The 25,019-nt window shown below is 34.0% G+C and carries 16 protein-coding genes and 1 riboswitch; of the genes, 8 read left to right on the forward strand and 8 right to left on the reverse strand.

The annotated features are described in order from the left end of the window. Nucleotides 1-27: 27 nt before the first annotated feature. Both argH and QGM60_RS02545 read left to right on the forward strand, forming a co-directional pair. Nucleotides 28-1,302 (forward strand): argininosuccinate lyase, encoded by a 1,275-nt coding sequence (argH, locus tag QGM60_RS02540; RefSeq protein ID WP_281138660.1) that lies wholly within the window; start codon nt 28-30, stop codon nt 1,300-1,302. 55 nt (nt 1,303-1,357) lie between these two features. Next, on the forward strand, nt 1,358-2,323 hold the full coding sequence (locus tag QGM60_RS02545; protein WP_281138661.1) for a hypothetical protein: 966 nt from the start codon (nt 1,358-1,360) through the stop codon (nt 2,321-2,323). Between the two features lie 32 nt (nt 2,324-2,355). On the opposite strand, the gene QGM60_RS02550 is transcribed toward QGM60_RS02545, so the two are convergent. Together QGM60_RS02550 and gltB are read right to left on the reverse strand one after the other, a co-directional pair. Then, complete coding sequence (locus QGM60_RS02550; RefSeq protein WP_281138662.1) at nt 2,356-3,822, reverse strand: glutamate synthase subunit beta; 1,467 nt, start codon at nt 3,820-3,822, stop codon at nt 2,356-2,358. 3 nt (nt 3,823-3,825) lie between these two features. Beyond that, nucleotides 3,826-8,331 (reverse strand): glutamate synthase large subunit, encoded by a 4,506-nt coding sequence (gene gltB / locus QGM60_RS02555; protein WP_281138798.1) that lies wholly within the window; start codon nt 8,329-8,331, stop codon nt 3,826-3,828. 479 nt (nt 8,332-8,810) lie between these two features. Here gltB and QGM60_RS02560 point away from each other — a divergent pair, with 479 nt between their 5' ends. After that, nucleotides 8,811-9,149 (forward strand): P-II family nitrogen regulator, encoded by a 339-nt coding sequence (locus tag QGM60_RS02560; RefSeq protein ID WP_281138663.1) that lies wholly within the window; start codon nt 8,811-8,813, stop codon nt 9,147-9,149. A gap of 5 nt (nt 9,150-9,154) precedes the next feature. Further along, nucleotides 9,155-10,450 carry an ammonium transporter gene (gene amt, locus QGM60_RS02565; RefSeq protein WP_281138664.1) on the forward strand — a complete coding sequence of 432 codons (1,296 nt, stop codon included), beginning with the start codon at nt 9,155-9,157 and terminating at the stop codon, nt 10,448-10,450. Nucleotides 10,451-10,550: 100 nt separating this feature from the next. On the opposite strand, the gene QGM60_RS02570 is transcribed toward amt, so the two are convergent. The 5 genes from QGM60_RS02570 to QGM60_RS02590 form a co-directional block, all read right to left on the reverse strand. Next, nucleotides 10,551-13,130 carry a phosphoenolpyruvate carboxylase gene (locus QGM60_RS02570; RefSeq protein ID WP_281138665.1) on the reverse strand — a complete coding sequence of 860 codons (2,580 nt, stop codon included), beginning with the start codon at nt 13,128-13,130 and terminating at the stop codon, nt 10,551-10,553. Between the two features lie 5 nt (nt 13,131-13,135). Next, nucleotides 13,136-14,254: a 3-isopropylmalate dehydrogenase gene (leuB, locus tag QGM60_RS02575; protein WP_281138666.1), complete on the reverse strand. Its 1,119-nt coding sequence runs from the start codon at nt 14,252-14,254 to the stop codon at nt 13,136-13,138. A gap of 8 nt (nt 14,255-14,262) precedes the next feature. Beyond that, a complete protein-coding gene (leuD, locus tag QGM60_RS02580; protein ID WP_281138667.1) occupies nt 14,263-14,853 on the reverse strand; it encodes a 3-isopropylmalate dehydratase small subunit in 591 nt (196 codons plus the stop codon). Nucleotides 14,854-14,930: 77 nt separating this feature from the next. Next, the gene (gene leuC / locus QGM60_RS02585; protein ID WP_281138668.1) at nt 14,931-16,337 is read right to left on the reverse strand and encodes a 3-isopropylmalate dehydratase large subunit; all 1,407 of its coding nucleotides are present in this window, start codon (nt 16,335-16,337) and stop codon (nt 14,931-14,933) included. Beyond that, nucleotides 16,338-17,513, reverse strand: a complete 1,176-nt coding sequence (locus QGM60_RS02590) for a 2-isopropylmalate synthase (RefSeq protein ID WP_281138669.1) — start codon at nt 17,511-17,513, stop codon at nt 16,338-16,340. It abuts the gene before it with no gap. Between the two features lie 146 nt (nt 17,514-17,659). On the opposite strand from QGM60_RS02590, the gene QGM60_RS02595 reads away from it, so the two are divergent. The 4 genes from QGM60_RS02595 (at nt 17,660) to QGM60_RS02610 (ending at nt 22,497) form a co-directional block, all read left to right on the forward strand. After that, nucleotides 17,660-19,207: a hypothetical protein gene (locus tag QGM60_RS02595; protein WP_281138799.1), complete on the forward strand. Its 1,548-nt coding sequence runs from the start codon at nt 17,660-17,662 to the stop codon at nt 19,205-19,207. Nucleotides 19,208-19,308: 101 nt separating this feature from the next. Next, nucleotides 19,309-19,433: riboswitch (SAM riboswitch) on the forward strand. 121 nt (nt 19,434-19,554) lie between these two features. Then, on the forward strand, nt 19,555-20,853 hold the full coding sequence (locus tag QGM60_RS02600) for an O-acetylhomoserine aminocarboxypropyltransferase/cysteine synthase family protein (RefSeq protein WP_281138670.1): 1,299 nt from the start codon (nt 19,555-19,557) through the stop codon (nt 20,851-20,853). Nucleotides 20,854-20,930: 77 nt separating this feature from the next. Beyond that, nucleotides 20,931-21,941 carry an alpha/beta fold hydrolase gene (locus QGM60_RS02605; protein ID WP_281138671.1) on the forward strand — a complete coding sequence of 337 codons (1,011 nt, stop codon included), beginning with the start codon at nt 20,931-20,933 and terminating at the stop codon, nt 21,939-21,941. Between the two features lie 82 nt (nt 21,942-22,023). Continuing rightward, entirely contained in the window at nt 22,024-22,497 is a 474-nt protein-coding gene (locus QGM60_RS02610) for a nucleoside deaminase (RefSeq protein WP_281138672.1), read from the forward strand. Nucleotides 22,498-22,507: 10 nt separating this feature from the next. On the opposite strand, the gene QGM60_RS02615 is transcribed toward QGM60_RS02610, so the two are convergent. After that, a complete protein-coding gene (locus QGM60_RS02615; RefSeq protein ID WP_281138673.1) occupies nt 22,508-25,018 on the reverse strand; it encodes a DUF5686 and carboxypeptidase-like regulatory domain-containing protein in 2,511 nt (836 codons plus the stop codon). Nucleotide 25,019 lies beyond the last annotated feature (1 nt).

Below are 25,019 nucleotides of genomic sequence, written 5' to 3' on the forward strand. Positions count from 1 at the left end.
AGATTCCTGCTTTCGCAGGAATAAATTATGAAACTCTGGGATAAAGGCATAAGCATAGACAAAAAAATAGAACAATTTACGGTTGGAAATGATCGTGAAATTGATTTGCATATCGCAAAGTACGATGTTCAAGCCTCATTAGCACATGCTAAAATGTTGCAAACGATAGGCATTTTAACGACTGAAGAATTACAACAATTAGAAAAAGGACTTCAAGATTTAGCATCACAAATTGAAAACGGAACATTTACCATAGACAATCAATTTGAAGATGTACATTCAAAAATTGAATTTGAACTCACTAAAACCTATGGTGATGTTGGGAAAAAAATCCATACAGCGCGATCAAGAAATGATCAGGTTTTGGTGGCCTTACAACTATTTTACAAAGCCGAGTTAATCAACATAAAATCTAAAACAAGAGTTTTTTTTGAAACGCTTTTAGAGTTAGCTGAAATACATAAAAAAGTATTAATTCCAGGTTACACACATTTACAAGTCGCCATGCCATCATCTTTTGGGTTGTGGTTTTCAGCCTATGCAGAAGTCTTAATTGACGATGTGTATTTGTTAGATGCAGCGTTAAAAACCGTTGATCAAAATCCGCTTGGTTCTGCAGCTGGCTATGGAAGTTCATTCGCAATTGACAGACAATTAACTACAGAACTTTTAGAGTTTTCAACTTTGAAATACAACGTCGTTGCTGCACAAATGAGTAGAGGAAAAAGTGAACGTACTATTGCATTAGCATTAGGTAGTTTAGCTAATACATTGGCGCGATTTGCTATGGATATTTGCCTGTATATGAGTCAGAATTTTGGCTTTATAAGTTTTCCGGATGAGTTAACTACAGGAAGTAGCATTATGCCTCACAAAAAAAATCCTGATGTTTTCGAGTTGATTAGAGGAAAGAGCAATAAAATTCAAGCCTTGCAGCACGAAATGGTATTGATTACCAATAACCTACCTAGTGGTTATCACAGAGATTATCAATTATTAAAAGAAAATATGATTTCAGCCATTATGGATATGCAGGATATTCTCGAAATTTTCAACTATTCTATTAAACAAGTAGAGGTAAAATCTATCGACTTAAATGATGAGAAATATCAATATTTATTTACCGTAGATAACATTAACAGATTGGTTGAAAGTGGCATGAGTTTTAGAGAAGCTTATCAAAAAATTGGTAGTGATGTACAAAATGGAACCTATAAACCAGACACCTCAAAACAGCATACGCATATTGGGAGTATTGGTAATTTGTGTCTGAACAAGATAAAAGAGAAGTTTCCGAAATAGAATGTAACAATTTTATATTTCATTTGACTTATATTTTAAGACATTACCATAAAATTTGACCACTAAACTTCATAGCAAATTCTCTATTAGACATGTTATTATTGAACCAACAATAATTATTCTACTTGTATGCTTTTTATCTACAGTCATCACCTTTGCTTCTATAAATATGGTAGATGAAAAAACATCTATATTGATGACACCAATATGGACGATAGTTATTTTTCTATTACTTTTATTTTGGTCATTTAGATATTATTTAAAGACATTTAAACAATATATATTCTTTGACAAAGGACTAGAAGTAAAAAATATTTTTGGAAAAAAATTTTATTCTTGGCAATCTGTTCAAGAAATTTCTATAATTGAAACTGAGTTTGAAAAAATCTTGTGGCAATATTTACAAGAAGATGCTTTGTGTATTAGGTTAAAAAATGGAACGACCTTAACACTTTATTCAAAGTATTATTCAAACATGCCTAAAATCAGACAGTTACTCAATTCTAAAAATCAATTAAACATCATTAACTCATATAATGAACTAAGGGCCAGAACTAATAAAATTCACTTTAATAAAAAGACATTTAAAGGCATTTTTATTTTATCATTTGATGGCATATTTGCTTTATTTATAATTTCTATATTCGGAATTGCTTTATTAATAAAATGGGAGTCTATAACAACTATAGGTTTTTTATTTTTTTGGGGTTTCCCTGTATTTATACTATTTATCCTTGGATTAAAATCTTATTATTTCCAACTAAACCAAAACTACCTAATTGTTAAAAACAATATTTTTCTTAACCTTAAAAAAAGAATTAATCTTGAAAAAGTGAAGGTGATATACTTTGAGCAAAAGCTCAAAAAAGAACCTTCAATTAGAATTATAGATGAAAACTATAACATTAAATCATTTCAAGGCGCTTCATTAAAAAATAAACACTGGAAATCATTAATCCTAAATCTCAAAAACAAAGGAATTGTAATCGTTGATTATATGTTTTATGAATATAATGAATAGCCAATCCTATTTCAACATAATGCTTTGTATCGTTACACTCTAGGCAAATCTAATCCATCTTTTAAAGGCAAATTAGATTCTCCCATTAAATAAGTATCAACATGATGTGCCGCTTGGCGTCCTTCAGAAATTGCCCAAACAATCAAGGATTGCCCTCTACGCATATCACCAGCAGCAAAAATTCCTGAAACATTTGTCGCGTAATCTTTAGTCGAAGCTTCAATATTTGTTCTAAAGTCCATTTTTAACCCAAATTGTTCAGCTAATGTCTTCTCAGAACCTGTAAAACCAAGTGCCAATAAAGCTAATTCACAATCCCAAGTTTTTTCAGTACCTGGTATTTCTTTTAATTGCGGTCGCTCACCTTCTTTAAACAGCCACTCCACCTCAACAGTTTTTAAGCCTTTCAGATTGCCTTTTTTATCACCGATAAATTCTTTGGTTGAAATACTAAAAAACCGTTCTACACCTTCTTGATGCGAAGAAGTCGTCTTTAACTTCATTGGCCAATATGGCCATGGTTGATGCGCTGGACGACCTTCTGGTGGTTTACTCAAAATTTCGAAATTGGTAACTGATTTTGCTCCATGACGATTAGATGTACCTATACAATCGCTTCCTGTATCACCACCTCCAATAACAATAACATTTTTACCTTCAGCTGAAATAATATTTTCAAAATCCACGACTCCGTCAACATATTCATTGTTGAGTTTTAGAAATTCCATCGCCTGATGCACACCTTTTAAATCTGCACCTGGAATCGGGATATGGCGTCTCACAGTCGCTCCTCCACAGAGTAAGATAGCGTCGAATTCTTCTTTCAATTTTGAAGCGTCGATATCTATGCCTACATGTGCATTAGTTTTAAAAATGATACCTTCCTCTTCTAAAACTTTGACGCGTCTGTCTATTATATGTTTTTCCATTTTAAAATCTGGAATTCCATAACGTAACAAGCCACCGACTTTATTATCGCGCTCATAAACCACAACATAATGTCCCGCTCTATTCAATTGTTGTGCAGCAGCCAAACCAGCAGGTCCAGAACCTATAACAGCAACCGTTTTCTTGGTTCTTACTTTAGGAGGTTGTGCCGTAATCCACCCTTCTTTGAAAGCCGTTTCAACAATATTTTTTTCAATATTTTCTATAGTTACTGGGTCTTCATTAATACCCAAAACACACGCTTCTTCGCATGGAGCTGGACACAACCTTCCAGTAAATTCCGGAAAATTGTTTGTTTTGTGTAATATCTTCGCTGCTTCTTTCCAATTGCCTTTGTAAACATTATCATTAAAATCGGGAATTAAATTACCCAACGGACAACCACTGTGACAAAAAGGAATACCACAATCCATGCATCGTGCACCTTGGTGTTTAAGCTCTGATTCCTCTAATGGAATGGTGAACTCTTTATAGTTTTTTATACGCTTTTTTGGCGCTTCGTAAGTTTCATTCTGACGCTCGTATTCTAAAAATCCTGTAATCTTTCCCATGTCTTACGCTATTTGTAATTTTTCGTTTTCTAATCGTATTAAAGCCTGTCTGTATTCCTCCGGAAGTACTTTTTTGAATTTTGGCAGATAGGTTTCCCAATTTTCAAGAATTCGTTTTGCCAAAGGACTGTTTGTAGCTTCAAAATGATTTTGAATTAAGCCTTGTAATTGTTCACTATCATCACCTTTTAAAATGATGTAATCTATATTTAAATCTTCACCATTACAGTTTTGTTTGAAGGTGTTATTTTCATCTAAAACATAAGCAATTCCACCACTCATACCTGCTCCGAAATTCCGTCCTACTTCACCTAGAATGACTGCAACTCCACCTGTCATATACTCGCAACCATGGTCTCCAATACCTTCAACCACAGCTTTGGCTCCTGAATTTCTCACACAGAAACGCTCACCTGCTTTTCCGTTGATGTAAACTTCACCTGAAGTAGCACCATAAAGCGTTACGTTTCCTGTGATGATATTATCTTCTGGAACAATTGTACTTTGCTCTGGAACTCTAATAATCAGCTTTCCACCCGAAAGTCCTTTACCCAAATAATCATTGGTATTTCCATGAACCGTAAATCGTAAACCTTTAGTAGCGAATGCGCCAAAACTCTGACCTGCCGAACCATAGAAGTCAATATTTATCGTATCATTTGGAAGGCCATCTGCACCATAAATTTTTGAAATTTCATTACTAACAATAGCACCTACAGCCCTATCAATATTAGTGATAGGCATTTCTAAAGCTGTTTTTTGTTTTCTGAACAAAGCTTGATGGGCTTGTTTTATAATCTGAAAATCTAGATGGCTTTCTAAATGATGATCCTGCGTCGTTGTATTATAGAGTTTTGTTCCTTCAGGCACATCGATTTTATGTAAAATCGGAGTTAAGTCAACCCCAGAAGCCTTGTAATGTTCAATCGCTTTATTTCTATTAAGCTTATGAACCTGACCTACCATTTCATTAACCGTTTTAAATCCTAAAGAGGCCATGATTTCTCGTAATTCTTGTGCCACGAAATACATATAATTCACCACATGCTCTGGCTTACCTTTGAATTTTTTGCGCAGTTCAGGATTTTGAGTCGCAATACCAACAGGACAAGTATTTAAATGGCAAACTCGCATCATAATACATCCTGAAGCCACCAATGGTGCTGTTGCAAAACCAAATTCTTCAGCTCCAAGCAAACATGCAATAGCGACATCTCTACCCGTTTTTAATTGCCCATCGCATTCCAAAACAATACGGTTTCTTAAGTCATTCATCACCAAAGTTTGTTGCGCTTCAGCAATACCTAATTCCCAAGGTAGACCTGCGTGTTTCAACGATGTTAGAGGCGAGGCACCTGTACCACCATCAAAACCTGAAATTAAAACAACATCAGCTTTTGCCTTAGCAACACCTGCAGCAACGGTCCCAACACCAACTTCCGAAACTAATTTCACATTAATCCTTGCATCTCTGTTTGCTGATTTTGCATCGTAAATTAATTGTGATAAATCTTCAATGGAATAAATATCGTGATGTGGAGGTGGAGAAATAAGTCCAACATAAGGTGTAGAATTTCTTGTTTTAGCAATTTCGCGATTTACTTTAGGACCTGGTAACTGACCTCCTTCACCAGGCTTCGCACCTTGAGCTATTTTAATTTGAATCTCGCTCGCATTAGTCAAATAATTTGAAGTCACACCAAAACGACCTGACGCGATTTGCTTGATCGCTGAATTTTTCCAATCACCTTGTGAACTTTTATAAAAACGCTCTTGATCTTCGCCTCCTTCTCCAGAATTACTCTTCCCAGCAATTCTATTCATGGCAACGGCTAAGTTTTCATGCGCTTCTTTACTAATTGAACCATATGACATCGCTCCTGTTTTGAAACGCTTCACGATTTCTGTCCAAGGCTCTACTTCATCTAGAGGAATCGGGTCATATTGATCAAATTCAAAAAGGCCTCTAATAGTCATCAAACTTTTAGATTGGTTATTCACCAACTCAGAATATTCTTTATAAGTTGTAGCCTTATTTGTTCTTACAGCTTCCTGAAGTTTAGCAACGGTTAAAGGATTAAACATGTGCTTTTCTTGTCCTCTTCTCCATCTGTAATCTCCACCAATTTCAATGTCAGCTTGGTCATCATTAGGCTGAAAAGCTTTTCTGTGACGTTTTACAATTTCCTGTTCTATCTCTCTTAATCCAATACCTTGAATTCGGGTTGGAGTATTTGGAAAATATTTGTCCACAGTCTGTGTATTGATACCAATACATTCAAACAATTGCGACCCACGATATGAGTTTAAGGTAGAAATTCCAATCTTATTCATCACCTTAAGAATACCCTTACCTATAGCTTTGTTATAATTTTTAATAGCTTCTAAATATTCCAACTCAGAAATTTCACCTGCATCAACTTGCTCTTGAACAATTTCGTTAACGATATAAGGATTTACAGCACTTGCTCCAAAACCAAATAATAGTGCAAAATGATGCACTTCACGTGGTTCGGCAGATTCAATAATTAAACTGATTTTCGAGCGTTTTTTTAGTTTGTGTAACGCATGATTCACATAAGAACAAGCTAAAAGTGCTGGAATTGGAGCATGGTTTTCATCAACATAGCGGTCTGAAAGAATAATAATATTTGCACCATTATCAATAGCTTTTGATGCTTTAGACATAAGATTTTCTAGAGCTACTTCAAGTTCATTTAATCCTCTATTAACTTCGTATAGTATTGAAATCGATTCAACTTTAAAGTTAGGATTTGTATCATAATTTCTGATTTTATCTAAATCGTGTTTAGAAATTACAGGATTTTGAATCTTAAGTTTTCTACAATGCTCAGGACTAATATCAAAAAGGTTAACATCACTACCTAACGTTAAGCTGATATCAGTAATCAACTCCTCACGAATACCATCTAAAGGTGGATTGGTAACTTGAGCAAATATTTGCTTGAAATAGTTATATACCAACTGCGGACGCTCTGACAATACAGCTATTGGAGTATCACTTCCCATAGAACCAATCGGCTCCTTACCATTTTGAGCCATTGGTTTTATAATGGTATTTAAATCTTCTCTTGTATAACCAAAAACTATTTTTCGTTTTTTTAGCTCAATTTCATCGTACTTAATTGGACCACGTTTAGCAGAAATACTTTTTAGATGTACTAAATTATCGTTTAGCCATTTTCTGTAAGGATGTTTTGCTGCAATTTCTTCTTTAATCTCTTCATCATTAACGATTCGTCCTTCATTCATATTAACCAAAAACATTTTACCTGGCTCTAAACGCCCATGAAAGCTTACATTTTCAGGCTTGATATCTACAACACCTGTTTCTGAAGACATCACCACATTTCCGTTTTTGGTAACCGTATATCTCGAAGGTCGTAAACCATTTCTGTCTAGCACTGCTCCAATGTAATTTCCATCTGTAAAAGGAATTGAAGCTGGCCCATCCCACGGTTCCATCAGACAAGAATTATATTCGTAAAATGCTTTTTTTGCATCAGACATATCAGGGTTTTTCTCCCATGCTTCTGGCACTAACATCATCATAACTTCTGGTAATGAGCGACCTGTCATAAGCAACAACTCTACTACCATATCTAAGGTTGCCGAATCCGATTTTCCTTTTAAAATTGTCGGAATAATCTTTTTAATATCATCCCCAAAAAGTGGACTCTCCATTATCTCTTCACGAGAAAACATACGCGACACATTTCCTCTCAAGGTATTTATTTCACCATTATGACAGATGTATCTAAAAGGTTGCGCCAAATCCCAAGTTGGGAATGTATTAGTAGAAAAACGCTGATGCACGAGCGCTAGTCTGGTATCTAAATCCGTATCAAATAAATCTAAATAATATTCATTAATGTGTTCTGGCTTTAGTAAACCTTTGAAGATGATAATTTTAGTAGATAGACTCGGTACATAAAAAAATTGTGATTCAGATAATTTAGAATCATATATAGTATGCTCAGCTATTTTTCTAGCAGCATATAGTTTTAGCTTGAAATCAAAATCAGTTTGATTATCATCAGATTTTCCAATAAAAATTTGCTTGACAAATGGCTCTGTAGTTTTTGCAATCCTACCTAACACCTCACTATTTACAGGAACATCTCTCCAACCTAAAAGTTTTAAACCTTGCTTTTCAATTTCAGATTCAAAAACATTGATACAAAACTCCCTTTGATTACTCTTCCTTGGCAGAAAGACATTACTAACGGCATAATCACCTGGCTCTGGCAATTTAAAATCACAAGACTTTTCAAAAAACTTATGAGGAATATCAATTAAAATTCCCGCTCCATCTCCCGTTACACCATCTGCGCTTACCGCACCACGATGTTCCAACTTTTCAAGAATTTCTAATGCTTTATGTATAATATCATTAGAACGTTTTCCCGTTAAACTACATATAAATCCTGCGCCACAATTATCGTGCTCAAATTCTGGCAGATAAAGTCCTTGTTTCTTTAGCATCATCATCTATTTTTTGCTCTAAATTAAACCTGAGTGATTAACTAAGATAGGTGCTAATTTTTGATTTTGAAAAAAGTCAATTCACTTTTCATAAAATATCTAATAAGATGCCTTAGCAATAAAAAATTGCTAATAATTACAGGAAATAATGCAGAAATCACAACGACAAGACACACAAAGCTTAACTCAAAAATCTATTAATTTTAAAATAAATACACTTAAATGATATAAATAATGTATTTTTTGTGTTAAAAAAATATAACAAACACAAAACCGTGTTGATTATTCAAAAAAAACAACTTAAAAACAAATCACCCTAGAATTTTACAGGGTTTAAATTCAAAATTTAATAAAAATACACATATTAACCCCATTTTTTTTAGGGCTAAAAATAAAATATATAAATTTGAACTTTAATTATAATACAAACTCTATTTTATCAACCTAGCCAGACAAAAAAAATTACAATCATCACCAAAATCATGAAAAAAATTGAAGCTATTATTAGAAAATCTAAATTCTCCGCTGTGAAGGACGCTCTTCACGACGTTGGTGTGAATTTTTTCTCTTATTGGGACGTAACAGGCCTTGGAAATGAAAAAGAAGGCCATGTATATCGAGGTGTTTCATACAGCACTAGCGATATCCAGAGACGTTACTTATCTATTGTAGTTAACGACGACTTCGAAGAGGTTACAATAAATGCTATTTTAAAATCCGGTGCCACTGGGCAAGTTGGAGACGGAAAAATCTTTGTTTCCACTATCGAAGAAGTTTACAGAATAAGAACTGGCGAAAAAGGCGGTAATACTTTAAAATAACCACAATGGAATCACTTACAATCAACAACGTATGGATGATGATCTGTACTGCACTGGTTTTCTTTATGCACTTAGGCTTTGCTTTTTTAGAGATCGGTCTTACACGTCAAAAAAACACGTTAAACATACTTTTTAAAAATATTTTCATCATTACAATAGGTTTACTTCTCTATTGCTTAGTAGGCTTTAATTTAATGTATCCTGGAGAATTCAATGGTTATTTAGGCTTTGCTGGTTTTGGCTTAGATGCTCCACTCACAACATCAGAAACATTAGACTTAGCTTACAACGGAGGCTATACTTATTGGACTGATTTTTTATTCCAAGGAATGTTTGCAGCTACCGCAGCCACTATAGTTTCTGGCGCTGTAGCAGAGCGTATTAAAATTGGACCATTTATGATATTCACCCTTTTTTACGTAGGATTAGTTTATCCTATAGCAGGTTCATGGAAATGGGGAGGTGGCTTTTTAGATCAATTAGGCTTCTATGATTTTGCGGGCTCAACATTAGTTCATTCCGTAGGTGGTTGGGCTGCATTAGTTGCAGTTTGCTTATTAGGGCCAAGAATTGGTAAATTTAAAAACGGTAAGTCACAAGCTATTCCTGGACACAATATACCTATTGCTACTGCTGGTGTATTGATTTTATGGCTTGGATGGTTTGGTTTTAATGGAGGCTCTGTTTTATCAGCTGATCCAGAACTAACCTCTTTAACATTAGTAACAACATGTTTAGCCGCTGCAGCTGGTGGTGTATCATCCGCTATCATATCAACCATAGCTTATAAAAATCTAGATCTTACTATGTTCTTGAATGGTATACTAGGTGGTTTAGTAGGTATTACTGCGGGAGCTGACGTTATGAGCCCAACAGACTCAATAATCATCGGAATAGTATCTGGAGCTTTAATTGTGTTTGCCGTAAGTTTTATTGATAAGTTAAAATTAGACGATCCTGTTGGTGCAATAGCCGTTCATTTAATATGTGGTATTTGGGGTACTTTAGCCGTAGGCCTACTTGGATTTAAAGCCGCAACCAATGACGGTGGTGAATTCATTAATAGTAACGGTGATGTTGTTGCCACTATTTCTGAAGCCGCTAACCAATTAGCATTTTTACCACAATTATATGGTGTACTAGCTTACGCCTTAATATGCCTCTTATCTTCCTTCATCATAATATTCATTTTAAAGAAAACAGTTGGTATCAGAGTTTCTGAACTAGAAGAACTAGAAGGGCTTGATGCCCACGAACACGGTATGGATGCCTATCCTGATTTCAGATTAAATGATCACTAAATGAGAATGTTTTGTATTGTTTCATAAATTTAATTACCAAAAAAACCTCTGAAAATATTCAGAGGTTTTTTTATTATATCAAAATTCGATTTAGTTTTTTTTATGCTGAATTACGACTAGCATTAATATTTCCAAACAATGATCTAGTTACCATTTTTTCAAAAATCTTTAATCGTTCTTCATCCTTAACCTCAGCTTTTTCTAACTCCTGAATTTTTTTCAATGCATATTGTTGAATTGTCAACAAAGGCAACACAATGGATTCTCTTACCGCTATCGAAGCTTTACCCGATGGCTCTTCCTGCATTAATTCTTTGTAACCAGTAAGTTTAAGTATTAGTCGTTTTGTAGTTTCGTATTCGTTGTAAATGATATTCCAAAACTCACCATACTGAGGATCTTCAGACATATATCTTGTTAAATCAAAGAACGATTTTGACAAGGACATCATACTGTTTTCAATAAGAGTTTTAAAGAAATCAGAAGTCTTATACAGGGTTTTAACCTTATCAAACTCACCAGAATCTTCATAATGCTTTAATGCTGTTCCTACACCAAAGAAACCTGGCACATTTTGTTTTAACTGACTCCAAGATCCCACAAAAGGTATAGCTCTCAAATCTTCGAACACTAAACCTTCAGATTTCCCTCTTTTTGAAGGACGACTTCCAATGTTAGTTTTAGCATAATATTTTAGCGTACTCATAAATTCCAAATAAGGAATAAACTTAGGATGCGCTTTAAAATCTGAATACACCTTATAACTTCTTTCTGCCAGATCTGTCATTACATCTCTGTTTTCTTGAGTCATACTCAAATCTTTATCACTGATACTATTATAAATACCAGAACTTATAAGCTGTTCAAGATTGTATTGAGACGACTCTAATGTTCCAAAATTAGAACTAATTGTCTGACCTTGTATAGTTAACTGCACCTCTTCATCTTCTATCGTTGGCCCTAAAGACGCATAGAAGTTGTGTGTTTTTCCACCTCCTCTTGCTGGCGGACCACCTCTACCATCAAAGAAAATTACCTTAATATCGTATTTTCTAGAAACAGCAGTTAAAGCCTCCTTGGCTTTATAGATAGCCCAATTAGCCATTAAATAACCACCATCTTTGGTTCCATCACTAAAACCAAGCATAATAGTCTGCTTATTTCCTCTAGATTTTAAATGCTTTGCATATTCTGGATTTGTATACAACTCCTCCATCACTTTAGGAGCATTTTCCAAATCGGTTATTGTTTCAAACAAAGGTCCTATATCTACCGTAAGCTCATCTTGAAAGGCAACCAACTTCAACATTGCAAACAACTGCATAACATTTAGCGTTGTTTGGTTGTTACTAATAATATAGCGATTAGCCGCTTTTTCACCATTCTCGTCTTGAATGGTTTTGATAACCTTCATGGTTTCCAAAGCTTTTAGGGTTTCTTCATCATTAATTAACGACAAATCCACCTCACCTTGTACTTTTGATAAAATAGCGACTTGTTCTTTTTCAGATAAGTCATGATAATTTTTTGGAAAAATATTACTTCCACTATCAATTAAGGCATCTACCATATCTGTAAAAAACTGGTGATGCTTACGACTATCTTGACGGATATCTAAATTGGCAAAATGAAATCCAAAAAGATGAATCTTATTCAACAAACTATTCACCTCTGCTAAGTAAAGCGACTGGTGCTTTTCTTTAACCGTATCTCGTACTCCCTCCATTATTTCCCTAAACTCATTTAGCGTTAAGCTAGATTCATTTCTGGTAAATAATTTATAGAGCTCATTTTCTAAATATCCAATCTTATCTTCGACACCAGAAAATGTAAGTTTACGTTTCAGACGACGTACATCACGGTAATAATTTTTGATTACCGTTTCTCGAAGTCTCATTGCTACATTCAAAGTAATCTCAGGAGTTACAAAAGGATTTCCATCTCTGTCACCACCTGGCCAAAAGCCAATATTTATAATATCATTATCAATCTGTTTTCCATCGAAAATATTCTGCTGAATGTAATCGTAAATCGTTCCAAAGGACTTATAGAACACATTTTCTAAATACCAAATTAAACTTACAGCCTCATCATAAGGTGTTGGTTTTTTATGTTTAAAAAATGGTGTTTTACCCAACTGAGCCAACAAATCATTAATTCTTAACAAATCATTTTCTCGGATAGCTTCAGTTAAATCGGTAATAATACCCAAAACAGCACCTGGATAAAATTGAGTTGGATGTGCAGTAAGCACAATTCTAACTTTAAATTCTTCCAGATATTTTTGAAGCGTTCCTAATTTATCATTCGCTATAACAGATTCTTTCAAACTCCTAAGCGTACCAATACCATCCATATTGTTCACTACCGGAAATGCAGCATCTTCAATAGCATCGAAAAGCACTACTTGTCTTTCAATGTATTGAATAAAACGAAATAATAAATTGATTTGACTTTCCTCTGACCTCCTTGCCTGATATTTTTTGAAGAATGTATTGACTATCGTAGTTGGATCTTCCTGATTGGCAAATCCCTTATGACAAGTTTCATGAAACAAAGGCAATAAAGCCCCTGTTTTAGTTACACTATCAAAGGGCAACGTCATAAAGATACTGTTATATATCTGATATTTGGCTAATACATTTTGATTAAATCGAGTAAGTTTTGGTTGTGTGGGCATCTAATTTATATGATTGTAGATTGTCCTAAATGGATATTTGTAAAATTTAAATTCGTGTCATTAGGATTATGAATAAAATCCTGTATGAAATCACCAACTTTATTTGTGGTGATATTGTCGTGCTTTTCGTTGACATCAGGAGTACTGATATGTAATTTCAGCGATTTTTCTACTGCTAAGTTCACCAATTCTGCTTCATTATGCAAATTAAAATGCTCTAAAAGCATTGCAGCCGATAAAATTGACGCTATAGGATTTGCTATTCCTCTACCTTTTGCCTGAGGAAAAGAACCATGAATTGGCTCGAACATTGCATACTTTTCTCCAACAGAAGCTGATGCCAATAACCCAATAGATCCACCAATAACACTAGCTTCATCACTAATAATATCTCCAAACATATTTTCCGTTAAAACAACATCAAACTGTTTTGGGTTTAGGATCATTTGCATCGCAGCATTATCTACAAATAAAAAATCTAAAGTCACGTCTTTATACTGTTCAGCTACTTCGCCCACAACTTTTCGCCACAGCCTTGAACTTTCTAAAACATTAGCTTTATCTACTAAGGTGACTTTATAATTTCTAGATTGAGCTGCTTTAAATGCTAAATGTGCTATACGCTCTATTTCTTCTCGTGAATATTCACATAAATCTGAAGCTACATTACCGTCTTCACTCAAATGTTTTTCACCAAAATAAATACCTCCTGTAAGTTCTCTATAAATGCTAATATCGGTTCCTTCAATGATATTTCTTTTTAGAGGAGATTTTTCCAGTAAGGTTTCATATGCTTTTACAGGTCTAATATTTGCGAACAAGCCCAATTCTTTTCTCAATTTCAACAAGCCTTGTTCTGGACGTACTTTTGCAGTTGGATCATTATCGTATTTAGGATCACCAATAGCACCGAACAAAATAGCATCAGTAGACATACAAACATCTAGCGTTTCCTCTGGAAGAGGATCATTATACTTATCAATGGCAATAGCACCAACATCTGCATTAGTAAACTTAAAATTATGATCGAACTCTGTCGCAATTGCTTTTAAAACTTTAATTGCCTGACTTGTAACCTCTGGACCAATTCCGTCACCTGGTAAAACTGCTATATTTAAATTCATTAGTGTAATTAGTATGTTTTTTGTGCTTCAAAAGCTTCTATTAATTCTTTACTATTAACAAGGTAATCGATATCGTCGTACCCGTTTATTAAACATGTTTTCTTGTAAGCATCAATCTCAAATGTTTCTGACAAATCAGAACCTAACACAGAAATGGTTTGATCTTCTAGATTAACTTCTATAGTTGTTGTTGGTTCTTTTTCAATCTGACTGAATAATTGATTTAAAAATTCTTCAGAAACCTGAACTGGCAACAAGCCATTATTAAGAGCATTTCCTTTGAATATATCAGCAAAAAAACTTGAAACCACGACTTTAAATCCATAGTTTGTTATTGCCCAAGCTGCGTGCTCTCTACTAGAACCACAACCAAAATTATCTCCAGCTACCAGAATACTTCCTGAGTATTTTGAATCATTTAAAACGAAGTCTTCATTTAAAGAACCATCTTTGTTATATCTCCAATCCCTAAATACATTATCACCAAAACCTTCTCTGTCCGTGGCTTTTAAAAAACGCGCAGGTATGATTTGATCTGTATCTACATTCTCAATATTTAGAGGAATGGCAGATGATTTTAATGTTGTAAACTTTTCCATATTTATTTCCTAAGATTAGGACTATTTTAAATTTTATAATGTGTAATGAAAAGGGTCTTAAACTTAAAAGCCGTAAGTTAAATACCTACAGCTTCCATTTCCTCTATTTCTTGTGTGACATCCACTATTTTTCCAGCAACAGCAGTTGCCGCAGCAACCAATGGACTAGCTAGAATAGTTCTAGAACCCTGTCCTTGTCGTCCTTCAAAATTTCTATTGGATGTTGACACACAATATTCTCCTTGTGGAATTTTATCTTCATTCATCGCTAAACAAGCTGAACAACCTGGCTGACGAAGTTCAAAACCTGCATCTTCAAAAATAGTTTTTAATCCTTCTTCAATAATTTGAGCTTCTACTTGTTTACTTCCTGGCACTAACCAAGCCGTAACATTATCCGCTTTTTGTTTTCCTTTAATGAAAGAAGCAGCCACTCTAAAATCCTCAATTCTTGAATTGGTACAACTACCTATAAACACGTAGTTAATTGGTTTATTGATTAGACTTTCACCAGCTTCAAAATCCATATATGCCAAAGATTTTTTAAACGAGGCATTTTCTTCTTTAGGAATATTAGAAGTAATCTTTATACCCATGCCTGGATTAGTTCCATAAGTAATCATTGGCTCTATGTCCTCAGCATCAAAAGAATATTCTTTATCGAACGTCGCTCCTTCATCGGTTGGTAAAGATTTCCAATACGCTACTTGCTTTTCAAAATCTTCACCCTTAGGAGCAAATTCTCGTCCTTTTATATATTCAAAAGTTGTTTCGTCAGGAGCAATCATTCCACCACGCGCACCCATTTCTATACTCATGTTACAAACGGTCATTCGACCTTCCATACTCATTTCTTCAAAGACATTTCCCGCGTATTCACAGAAATATCCTGTACCAGAATTTGTACCTAATTTTGAAATGATATACAGGATAACATCTTTAGGTAAAACGCCTTTTTTTAGTTTTCCATTTACACTAACCCTAAGACTTTTTGGCTTAGTCAATAACAAACATTGACTTGCAAAAACTTGGGCTACCTGACTTGTACCAATTCCAAAAGCAATGGCTCCGAATGCACCATGTGTTGATGTATGGCTATCGCCACAGACCATAGTCATACCTGGTTGTGTGATTCCTAACTCTGGAGCCATTACATGAACAATGCCATTATACTTGTGTCCTAACTCGTATAAGGTAATATCGTTTTTCTTACAATTCTCTGAAAGTTGCTCTAACTGTTGTCTAGATAACGCATCTTTTACTGGTTTATCTTGATTTAAGGTAGGCGTGTTATGATCTGCCGTAGCTACAATTTGATCTGGTCTAAAAATAGGAATTCCGCGATCTTCCAGTTCTTTGAAAGCTTGCGGACTTGTAACTTCGTGAATTAAGTGTTTGTCTATATACAATATTTGTGGACCGTTTTCTACACTACTGACCACATGCGCATCCCAGACTTTATCGAATAATGTTTTTTTTGACATTTAAGCTGAAATTATTTGTTTATAGACTGAACTCGTTTCAATAATTTGATGGATATCATTATCATCAATCTCTTTCTTTTTATCTGCAAAATCCAAGAAATTAGCATACACTTCATCTAACTGAAGCTTGGTTAATTCATAACCTACATTCTTAGCTCTGTAAGCTAATGCTGCTCTACCGCTTCTTGCTGTTAACACAATTGCAGATTCGGTAACACCAACATCTTTTGGATCTATAATTTCGTAAGTTTCTCTGTTTTTTATAACACCATCTTGGTGGATTCCTGAACTATGAGCAAACGCATTAGCACCAACAATAGCCTTGTTTGGCTGTGTATAAATACCCATACTATCACTCACTAATTGACTCATACCATACAGCATTGATGTGTTGATATTAGTATCTAAATTTAAGTATGGATGTTGCTTCAGTACCATCACCACTTCTTCTAAAGCAGTATTTCCTGCACGCTCACCAATACCATTAATAGTACATTCTATTTGTCTAGCACCATTAATTACACCTTCTATAGAATTTGCTGTAGCCAACCCTAAATCATTATGACAATGACAAGACAGTATAGCATTTTCTATTCCTTTTACGTTTTCTTTTAAGTATTTGATTTTCGCTCCGTACTCGCTTGGCAAACAATATCCTGTTGTATCAGGAATATTCAAGACTGTAGCACCAGCCTTTATAGCTGCTTCGCACACTCTAGCTAAGTATTCGTTATCTGTTCTACCAGCATCTTCAGCATAAAACTCTACATCTTCAACAAAAGACTTTGCATACTTTACAGCTTTGTAAGCTCTCTCAATTATATCTTCTTTATTAGATTTAAATTTGTGAATGATATGAGAATCTGAAGTTCCAATTCCTGTATGTATCCTAGGTTTCACAGCATATTTCAACGCTTCTGCCGCTACTTTTATATCATTTTCTACAGACCTAGTTAATCCGCATACTGTTGCATTTTTTACAATTTGCGAAATTGCTTCCACAGATTTAAAGTCGCCTGGACTAGACACTGGGAAACCTGCTTCAATAACATCTACTCCAAGAAGGTCTAGTTGTTCTGCAATAACAACTTTCTGTTCTGTGTTTAATTTACAGCCAGGAACCTGCTCACCATCCCTCAAAGTTGTATCAAATATTTGAATATGGTTATTTGACATTTATTAAAATATATTTTAGTATTGTCTTACGAATTTATACTTTGAAAATAGTTTGGCTCTAAGTCTTCGCTCTAGTTTACGATGCCCAAAGTCCAAAACGAATATTAATTAACTGATTTACAATTTAATAACTCGATTTTTAATTGATAACTAAAGACCAAAAAGACAATTTATTCGCTCTTGTGAAGTCACTCACCAAATCAGAAAAACGTCAGTTTAAGCTATACGTTGGTAGACTTGACGTAAACTCGGATTCTAAATTTTTAAATCTTTTTAATTTTTTGGATAAAGCTTCTAGTTATAATGAAGCTGCAATAGTAAAAAGCGGCATTGTAAAAAAGCAGCAACTTGCCAATGTAAAGGCGCATTTATACAAACAGATTTTAATCAGCTTAAAATTGAGCCCATCGCATCAAAACATACGTTCGCAAATTAGAGAACAGCTAGATTTTGCATCAATTTTATACCACAAAGGCTTATACAAACAAAGTTTAAAAATTTTAGATAAAGCTAAAGAGCTTGCTATTACTAATGAAGAAAAGAATCTTGCTTTTGAAATTGTTGAGCTCGAAAAAATAATTGAGTCACAATACATCACACGCAGCATTAGTAACAGAGCAGATGAACTTGCATTGCAAGCCAAAAGCCTAAGTGCCCAGAATGTTATTGCCAGCAAACTATCTAATTTATCACTTCAACTTTACAGTACTATACTAAAAACTGGTTACGTTAAGAATGAAGAAGAAAGCCAAAAAGTAACTAAATATTTTAATGACAGGCTTCCTAAATTTAATTTCAATAAAGTAGGCTTTAGAGAAAAATTGTGGTATTACAAAGCGCAATTATGGTATAGTTTTTTAATGCAAGACTTTTTGAGTTGTTACAAATATGCTTCGAAATGGGTGGACTTATTTTATCAAAATACAGGCATGATTCACCTGAATCCAGTTTTCTTTTTAAAGGGTAATAATTATCTTTTAGAAGCTATATTCTACATTAGAAATAAGCCTAAATTCCTTCAGAAGTTAGAAGAATTTAAAACCACAGTAAATCACCCTAAATTTCCTAAGGATGAAAATGTAGCATCACTAGTTTTTCTTTACACCAACTTTCATAACATAAATGCTCATTTTATTGATGGTAGTTTTGAAGAAGGTTTAGAGCTAATTCCTAAGATAGAAAAAGAACTAGAAACCTTTAAAGATAAAATAGATGCACATCATAAAATGATTTTCTACTACAAGTTTGCTAGTTTACATTTTGGAGCAGGAAACAACAAAGAATGTATTAGATATTTAGATAAAATCATTTCGAATAAATCACTTTCTATGAGAGAGGATTTACTTTGTTTCTCAAGAGTTTTAAACTTGGTGGCACATTATGAGGCTGGACTTGATTATCACTTAGAAACTCTATTAAGAAGCACCTATAAATTCTTAATAAAAATGAATGATTTGCACGAGGTACAAAAGGAAATGATAAAGTTCATCAAGAATTTACAACACATTTATCCTCATGATTTAAAGGATGCTTTCAAAGAATTATTAATCACTCTAAAAACTTACGAAGATCATCCTTACGAGAGACGAGCATTTCTGTATTTAGACATTATTTCTTGGCTTGAAAGTAAAATTGAAAACAAACCTGTTAGCGACATTATAAACCAAAAATACTTGACTAGATACGCGCCTTGAGCTTAAAATTCTCATAAAAAATATATAAAATCACTAAAATATTTGGATTTTAATTTTTTGTATTGCAATATTTGTACTCACAAAGTTCAAAACTTACTGAAATGTTATCAAGAAAGGTGGAGGGAATAGACCCGTTGAAACCTTAGCAACCCTTAGACTTACTGAGAAGGTGCTAAATTCTACTTTATTTTCGATTCATTTATCGAACAATTTAGATAGATAACTCAAGACTAATCACTCATCTGTAATTAGCATTTTCTTTTTAACATTTTTCTATTAAGTACGCTTCAATCGAAGCTTATTTGGCTTTTGGTTTAATTTATTTATTAACTCAAAAACTTAGAAAAATGAGTACACAAAAATTCGCAACAAAAGCGTTGCACACAGGACACGATGTTAGTAAAAATGGCGGAACCAGAGCAGTTCCTATTTACCAAACCACATCATACGTATTTAATGATGCCGATGATGCTGCAGGGCGTTTCAACCTTTCTGTCCCAGGATTTATCTACACAAGATTAAACAACCCTACAAACGACATCTTAGAGCAACGTCTAGCAGACCTTGAAGGTGGTATTGGCGCTGTAGCAACAGCATCTGGTACAGCTGCAATTTCAACAACGTTACTAACCTTATTAAGAGCAGGAGACCATATTGTTGCATCGAGTAGTTTATATGGTGGCACTTATAATTTATTGAGTGTAACCCTTCCAAGACATGGAATTACAACAACTTTTGTAGATCCTTCTGACCCTGAAAACTTTCAAAAAGCAGCGCAAGAAAATACAAGAGCATTCTTTATTGAGTCTTTAGGAAACCCTAAGCTCGATGTTTTAGATCTTGAAGCGATTTCTAAAGAAGCTAAAGCTCATAAGGTTCCTTTGATTGTTGACAATACAGTGGCCACTCCTTATTTACTGAACCCTATTGAATATGGTGCCAATATTGTTATTCACTCTCTAACAAAGTACATCAATGGTAATGGTACATCTCTTGGTGGAATTATTATTGATGCTGGTACTTTTGATTGGACAAACGGTAAATTTCCTGAATTTACAGAACCGTCACCAGGATATCATGGTTTGGTATATAGCGAAGCTCTAGGAGCTGCTGCATTTATTGCCAAAATTAGAGTAGAAGGCCTAAGAGATTATGGTGGAACATTAAGCCCTTTTAATGCTTTTCAAATTATTCAAGGACTAGAAACCTTAGAATTGCGTATAAAAAAGCACAGTCAAAATGCTTTGGAATTAGCGAAATGGCTACAAGAACAACCTGAAGTAAATTGGGTGAATTATCCTGGATTAGCAACAAGCAAATACAAAAAACTTGCTGATAAATATCTACCAAAAGGACAAAGCGGTATTGTAACCTTTGGTGTAGATGGAGGCTACGAATCTGCAAAAACTATTGCAGACACCACAAAACTATTCTCCTTACTTGCCAACATTGGTGATACAAAATCTTTAATTATACACCCTGCAAGTACAACTCATCAACAACTGAGTGACAAAGCTCAAGAAGCTACAGGAGTTACTAAAGACTTAATACGACTATCTGTTGGTTTAGAAAACATTGATGATTTAAAAGCCGATTTAAAAGAAGCTTTTTCTGTTGTTATTAAGAAAAAGTCGCTTCAAAATTAGTCTTTAATTAGTGTTGTTTATTAGAAAACAGATGTCTTGTCTTAGCAAGACATCTGTTTAACCTATTAAAAATAGAAATGGAAAATTTACATTACATAAACATTCCTAAATACACCACATCTACAGGTAAAACCACGAGTATTAATTTGTCTTACCAAACCTTTGGAAAAAACTTAAATGAAGCACCAATCATAATGATTAACCATGCACTTACTGGAAATTCAAATGTTATTGGAGAGAAAGGTTGGTGGAATGATTTAATTGGAAAAAACAAGTGTATAGACACAGACACCTATTGCATATTAGCCTTTAATATTCCAGGTAATGGGTTTGAGAACATAGGAGAACATCTTTTAGATAACTACAAAGACTTTACAGCTAGAGATATTGCTCAGTTATTTGCAATTGGATTACAAAAATTAGGTATCGACAAGCTTTTTGCTATCATTGGAGGCTCCGTAGGAGGTGGCATTGCTTGGGAGTTAGCTGCGTTAAAACCAAATTTAGCAGAAAACATTATTCCTATTGCTACAGATTGGAAATCTACAGATTGGCTTATTGCTAATTGCCATATTCAAGATGCTATTCTCAATCATTCTAGTCAACCGCTATCAGATGCTAGGATGCATGCTATGACACTGTATCGTACACCTGATTCCTTGAAGGATAAATTCAACAGAACAAAAACTGAATCTGGTTTATACAATATAGAATCTTGGCTCAACTACCATGGTGATAATTTAAATAATCGCTTTCACCTTTCTGCTTACAAGATGATGAACCAAATATTGAAAACTATTGATATTACAGAAGGAAGAGATAACTTTTTAGATGTTGCTTCAAAAATTTCGTCCAACATACATATTGTTACCATAAATTCTGATTTATTTTTTAAACCTGAGGAAAATTGGAATTCCTACGTGGAATTAAAAAGCATTAAGGATAATGTTTATATCAGTGAAATTAAATCTATTCATGGGCATGATGCTTTTTTAATTGAATTTGACCAACTTTCGCGTTTTTTAAAACCAATTTTCAAACCTAAAGTAAACACCATCAGCAATACATTAAGACAATTTGTGGCTTAAGCACATTTCACCTAACTAATGTTTTACTTATTGTAGCGATTTCTAACTGCTTATTATACTTTTGTCTTAAATAAATAAGTATATGGATAAGAAAGCATATTTTATGCAAGAAGCAGTTAACACTGCTTTAAAAGGTATGAATAATAATGAAGGCGGCCCTTTTGGTTGCGTTATTGTTAAAGACGGGAAAATTGTAGGTCGCGGCAACAACAAAGTTACCTCAACTAATGACCCAACTGCTCATGCTGAAGTTACCGCAATAAGAGATGCTTGTAAAAATCTTGATTCTTTTCAGCTTGAAGGTTGCGAAATTTATACATCGTGTGAACCTTGCCCAATGTGTTTAGGCGCTATTTATTGGGCCAGACCAGACAAGGTTTATTACGGAAGTAATCAGGTAGATGCTGCCAATATTGGTTTTGATGACGCGTTTATTTACAAAGAAATTCCTCTTCCTTACGAAAAAAGAAGTATTCCATTTATTCAACTAGCAAGAGATATAGCTATCCAACCATTTAAAGAATGGGCAAAAAAAGAAGACAAAACAGAATATTGATGGATTTATCTTAAAAGTAGAAACCAAAACTACCGGTAACACCAAATCTTCTGGCGTCGGGATTATCAAGATAATTTCCTCTAAAATTAAAATCTATTCGAAGGATTTTAAAAATGTTTGCCACACCAAAACTGTACTCATAATAAATATCCTTATCTGGTGCCATTAAAGGAATTTCAACTGGATTTCCTGTAGTGTTCAAAGCTATATTTTCATCTGATAATTCACCCCAAACACCGCGCAAGCTCATAATAGCTCTCAAGTTGTATTTCTTCAAAAAAGGTATTCTTGAAAAAATACGTCCGTTGAAATTATGTTCTATATGCATTGAGGTATAAGTATCTGTTACAAACTCGTAAAAATCTAACTGAGAAAACGTATTATATATAGAAAAATAGGTTTGGTTACCAGGTACCACATTTAGTAACGATAAAGGCACTTCACCAAAAGTTTTTCCTGCTTCAATAGATGTTGTTAATCTACCAAAGCCACCTACTTGCCATGGTTGTATATAAGAAAACTGAAGCTTTGTATAGTCAAAATCACTACTTAACCAATCTCTATCACCTCGACTGATCTGAGCAAACAGTCTAGCGTAATCATCGTTTCGCTCTTTACGCTCCACTCCATAACCTGTCATTTGTCGCTTAGGGAAATAGGCTAAAGAAAAACGTGTTTCAAACTGCTCAACTTCTGAAGAAACTCCTGTTGGTGACTCAGGATCGTTATAATCTAAACTAAAAGTTGGAGATGCCGAACTCAAAGTTCTAAAACTACCATCGAGTCGCATTTCAAAATTTCTGAGTGGCTCAATAGACAGCCCTAAATTGACTAGATTAATGTTGGTAAGCTTATCATTGGTTCCCGTTGTTATAACCGATGAGGATGCCAAACTTCTACCTAAAACATCTGTAGAGCTGGTAAGACTTGCCCCTATTTGTTCAATATCTCTACGATTACCACCAAAAATGGTTAAACGACTCTTTTTATCTAACAACCACTTTCCTGAAATACCGTATTTAAATTTATCATCTCTAAAGCCATAAGCCAAAAAGCCTTCTAATCTCCATAAATCATTTGGTCCAAAATAAGTTCTTCCTCCTGTTCTAAGTCGTAAACCTTCAACTTCATTATAACCAAAAGTTGAAAAGATTGGCCCATAATCGAAATTTATACTCGGAAATTCTATGTAGCCAGAAGCTAAAATGCTTCCTAAATTATAGAGACGCTTAAATTTTTTAACTGTTTTAAGTGTGTCCAACATTTTATACACACCTTTTTCATCTTTATTTAAAGCCTCTAACCTATTCTCTTCCCAAAAATCATCTTCTCTGTTATAAACGTCTTCATCATAATTATAAACCTCTTTGTCATAAAAGTCTCTATCCTTTGACTCATTGAATTTATAATTATCGTACAACGTAGTTCGCTTTCCGTAAACACCTCTTGATTTTTCCTTTTTATTCAGAGCAAAATCAGACAAGAAGTAATCGCGTTTTATCAGAAATAAAGAATCATTGAGCACTTCAAATTCTTGCTCTATATAAATTTCTTTAACCCAGTTTATATTGGCACTTTTTGAAGCTTGTAGGTTAATTTCTTTTATGGCATAAGTAGAATCATTAACCCAAAAATCACCTTTAAAAGTGAGTTCATTTTTTCGTCTTGGATAATAGATAATATTGTAGCACCATTTGTTATCAATATAAGCGCTATCGGATAGCACATAATTGTAGGTTTGAATTCCTGTACGGCTCAAAGGACTTACAAAACTCTTATCGAAAAACTTTAAGTAGTTATCGTAAACATTAAAATCTGAATATAAATCTTCAATAAAATCAATAATGATTTGATTATTACTAAATCCTGAATTTTTATTACCTACAAGATCTTCACGCTTTTTGTTGATAATATTGTCTCCATAAACTTTCTTTACAGATTCATTTAAGAAAATAGGCAAGTAGGTTTTTCCTGTAACGTTTGAAGTATCTACCTCCTCAAAAACAAACTCCATGCCTTTAAAAAGTTTACTTTTAATTAAAGCACTGTCAATGGTATTGAGATCAAATTCTACTTTTTCGTACTGGTCGTATTGGTATTGCTTAAATTGGCTAAGACCATTTTGTCGCTTACGTTCCCAAATTTTTTTGAGAATTCTAATCGCTGGGTTTTCTGAAGCCTTTTTTGACTGCTTTCCTGTAACAATTACAACTTCATTTAAAGAAGAGGCTTCTTCTTTTAGCGTAAACTTAAGATCGTAATTAACGCGTTTAGTTAAAGGATATTCTTGCATTTCGAAACCTAGAAAAGATACAATAAGTGTTTCCCAATTTTCATCAGATTCTAGATAAAACCTACCTTCTTCATTTGTGATTGTACCTGTTGTAGAACCTTTGAAAAGTACATTTGCAAAAGCAATAGGCTGATTGCTTTCATCAAAAACATAACCGCTGACTTTAGTCTGTGCTATAACAGAAAAAAAACTGAGGCCTAAAAGAGTGATAAGTAGTTTTATCTTCATA

The sequence above is a fragment of the Winogradskyella sp. SYSU M77433 genome (assembly GCF_029911945.1).
Lineage (GTDB): Bacteria > Bacteroidota > Bacteroidia > Flavobacteriales > Flavobacteriaceae > Winogradskyella.

Bases quoted from the DNA above. Each gene is read 5' to 3' on its own strand.
- argH (WP_281138660.1), top strand. From the start codon at position 28: ATGAAACTCTGGGATAAAGGCATAAGCATAGACAAAAAAATAGAACAA.
- QGM60_RS02550 (WP_281138662.1), bottom strand. From the start codon at position 3,822: ATGGGAAAGATTACAGGATTTTTAGAATACGAGCGTCAGAATGAAACT.
- gltB (WP_281138798.1), bottom strand. From the start codon at position 8,331: ATGATGCTAAAGAAACAAGGACTTTATCTGCCAGAATTTGAGCACGAT.
- QGM60_RS02560 (WP_281138663.1), top strand. From the start codon at position 8,811: ATGAAAAAAATTGAAGCTATTATTAGAAAATCTAAATTCTCCGCTGTG.
- amt (WP_281138664.1), top strand. From the start codon at position 9,155: ATGGAATCACTTACAATCAACAACGTATGGATGATGATCTGTACTGCA.
- QGM60_RS02570 (WP_281138665.1), bottom strand. From the start codon at position 13,130: ATGCCCACACAACCAAAACTTACTCGATTTAATCAAAATGTATTAGCC.
- leuB (WP_281138666.1), bottom strand. From the start codon at position 14,254: ATGAATTTAAATATAGCAGTTTTACCAGGTGACGGAATTGGTCCAGAG.
- leuD (WP_281138667.1), bottom strand. From the start codon at position 14,853: ATGGAAAAGTTTACAACATTAAAATCATCTGCCATTCCTCTAAATATT.
- leuC (WP_281138668.1), bottom strand. From the start codon at position 16,337: ATGTCAAAAAAAACATTATTCGATAAAGTCTGGGATGCGCATGTGGTC.
- QGM60_RS02590 (WP_281138669.1), bottom strand. From the start codon at position 17,513: ATGTCAAATAACCATATTCAAATATTTGATACAACTTTGAGGGATGGT.
- QGM60_RS02600 (WP_281138670.1), top strand. From the start codon at position 19,555: ATGAGTACACAAAAATTCGCAACAAAAGCGTTGCACACAGGACACGAT.
- QGM60_RS02605 (WP_281138671.1), top strand. From the start codon at position 20,931: ATGGAAAATTTACATTACATAAACATTCCTAAATACACCACATCTACA.
- QGM60_RS02610 (WP_281138672.1), top strand. From the start codon at position 22,024: ATGGATAAGAAAGCATATTTTATGCAAGAAGCAGTTAACACTGCTTTA.
- QGM60_RS02615 (WP_281138673.1), bottom strand. From the start codon at position 25,018: ATGAAGATAAAACTACTTATCACTCTTTTAGGCCTCAGTTTTTTTTCT.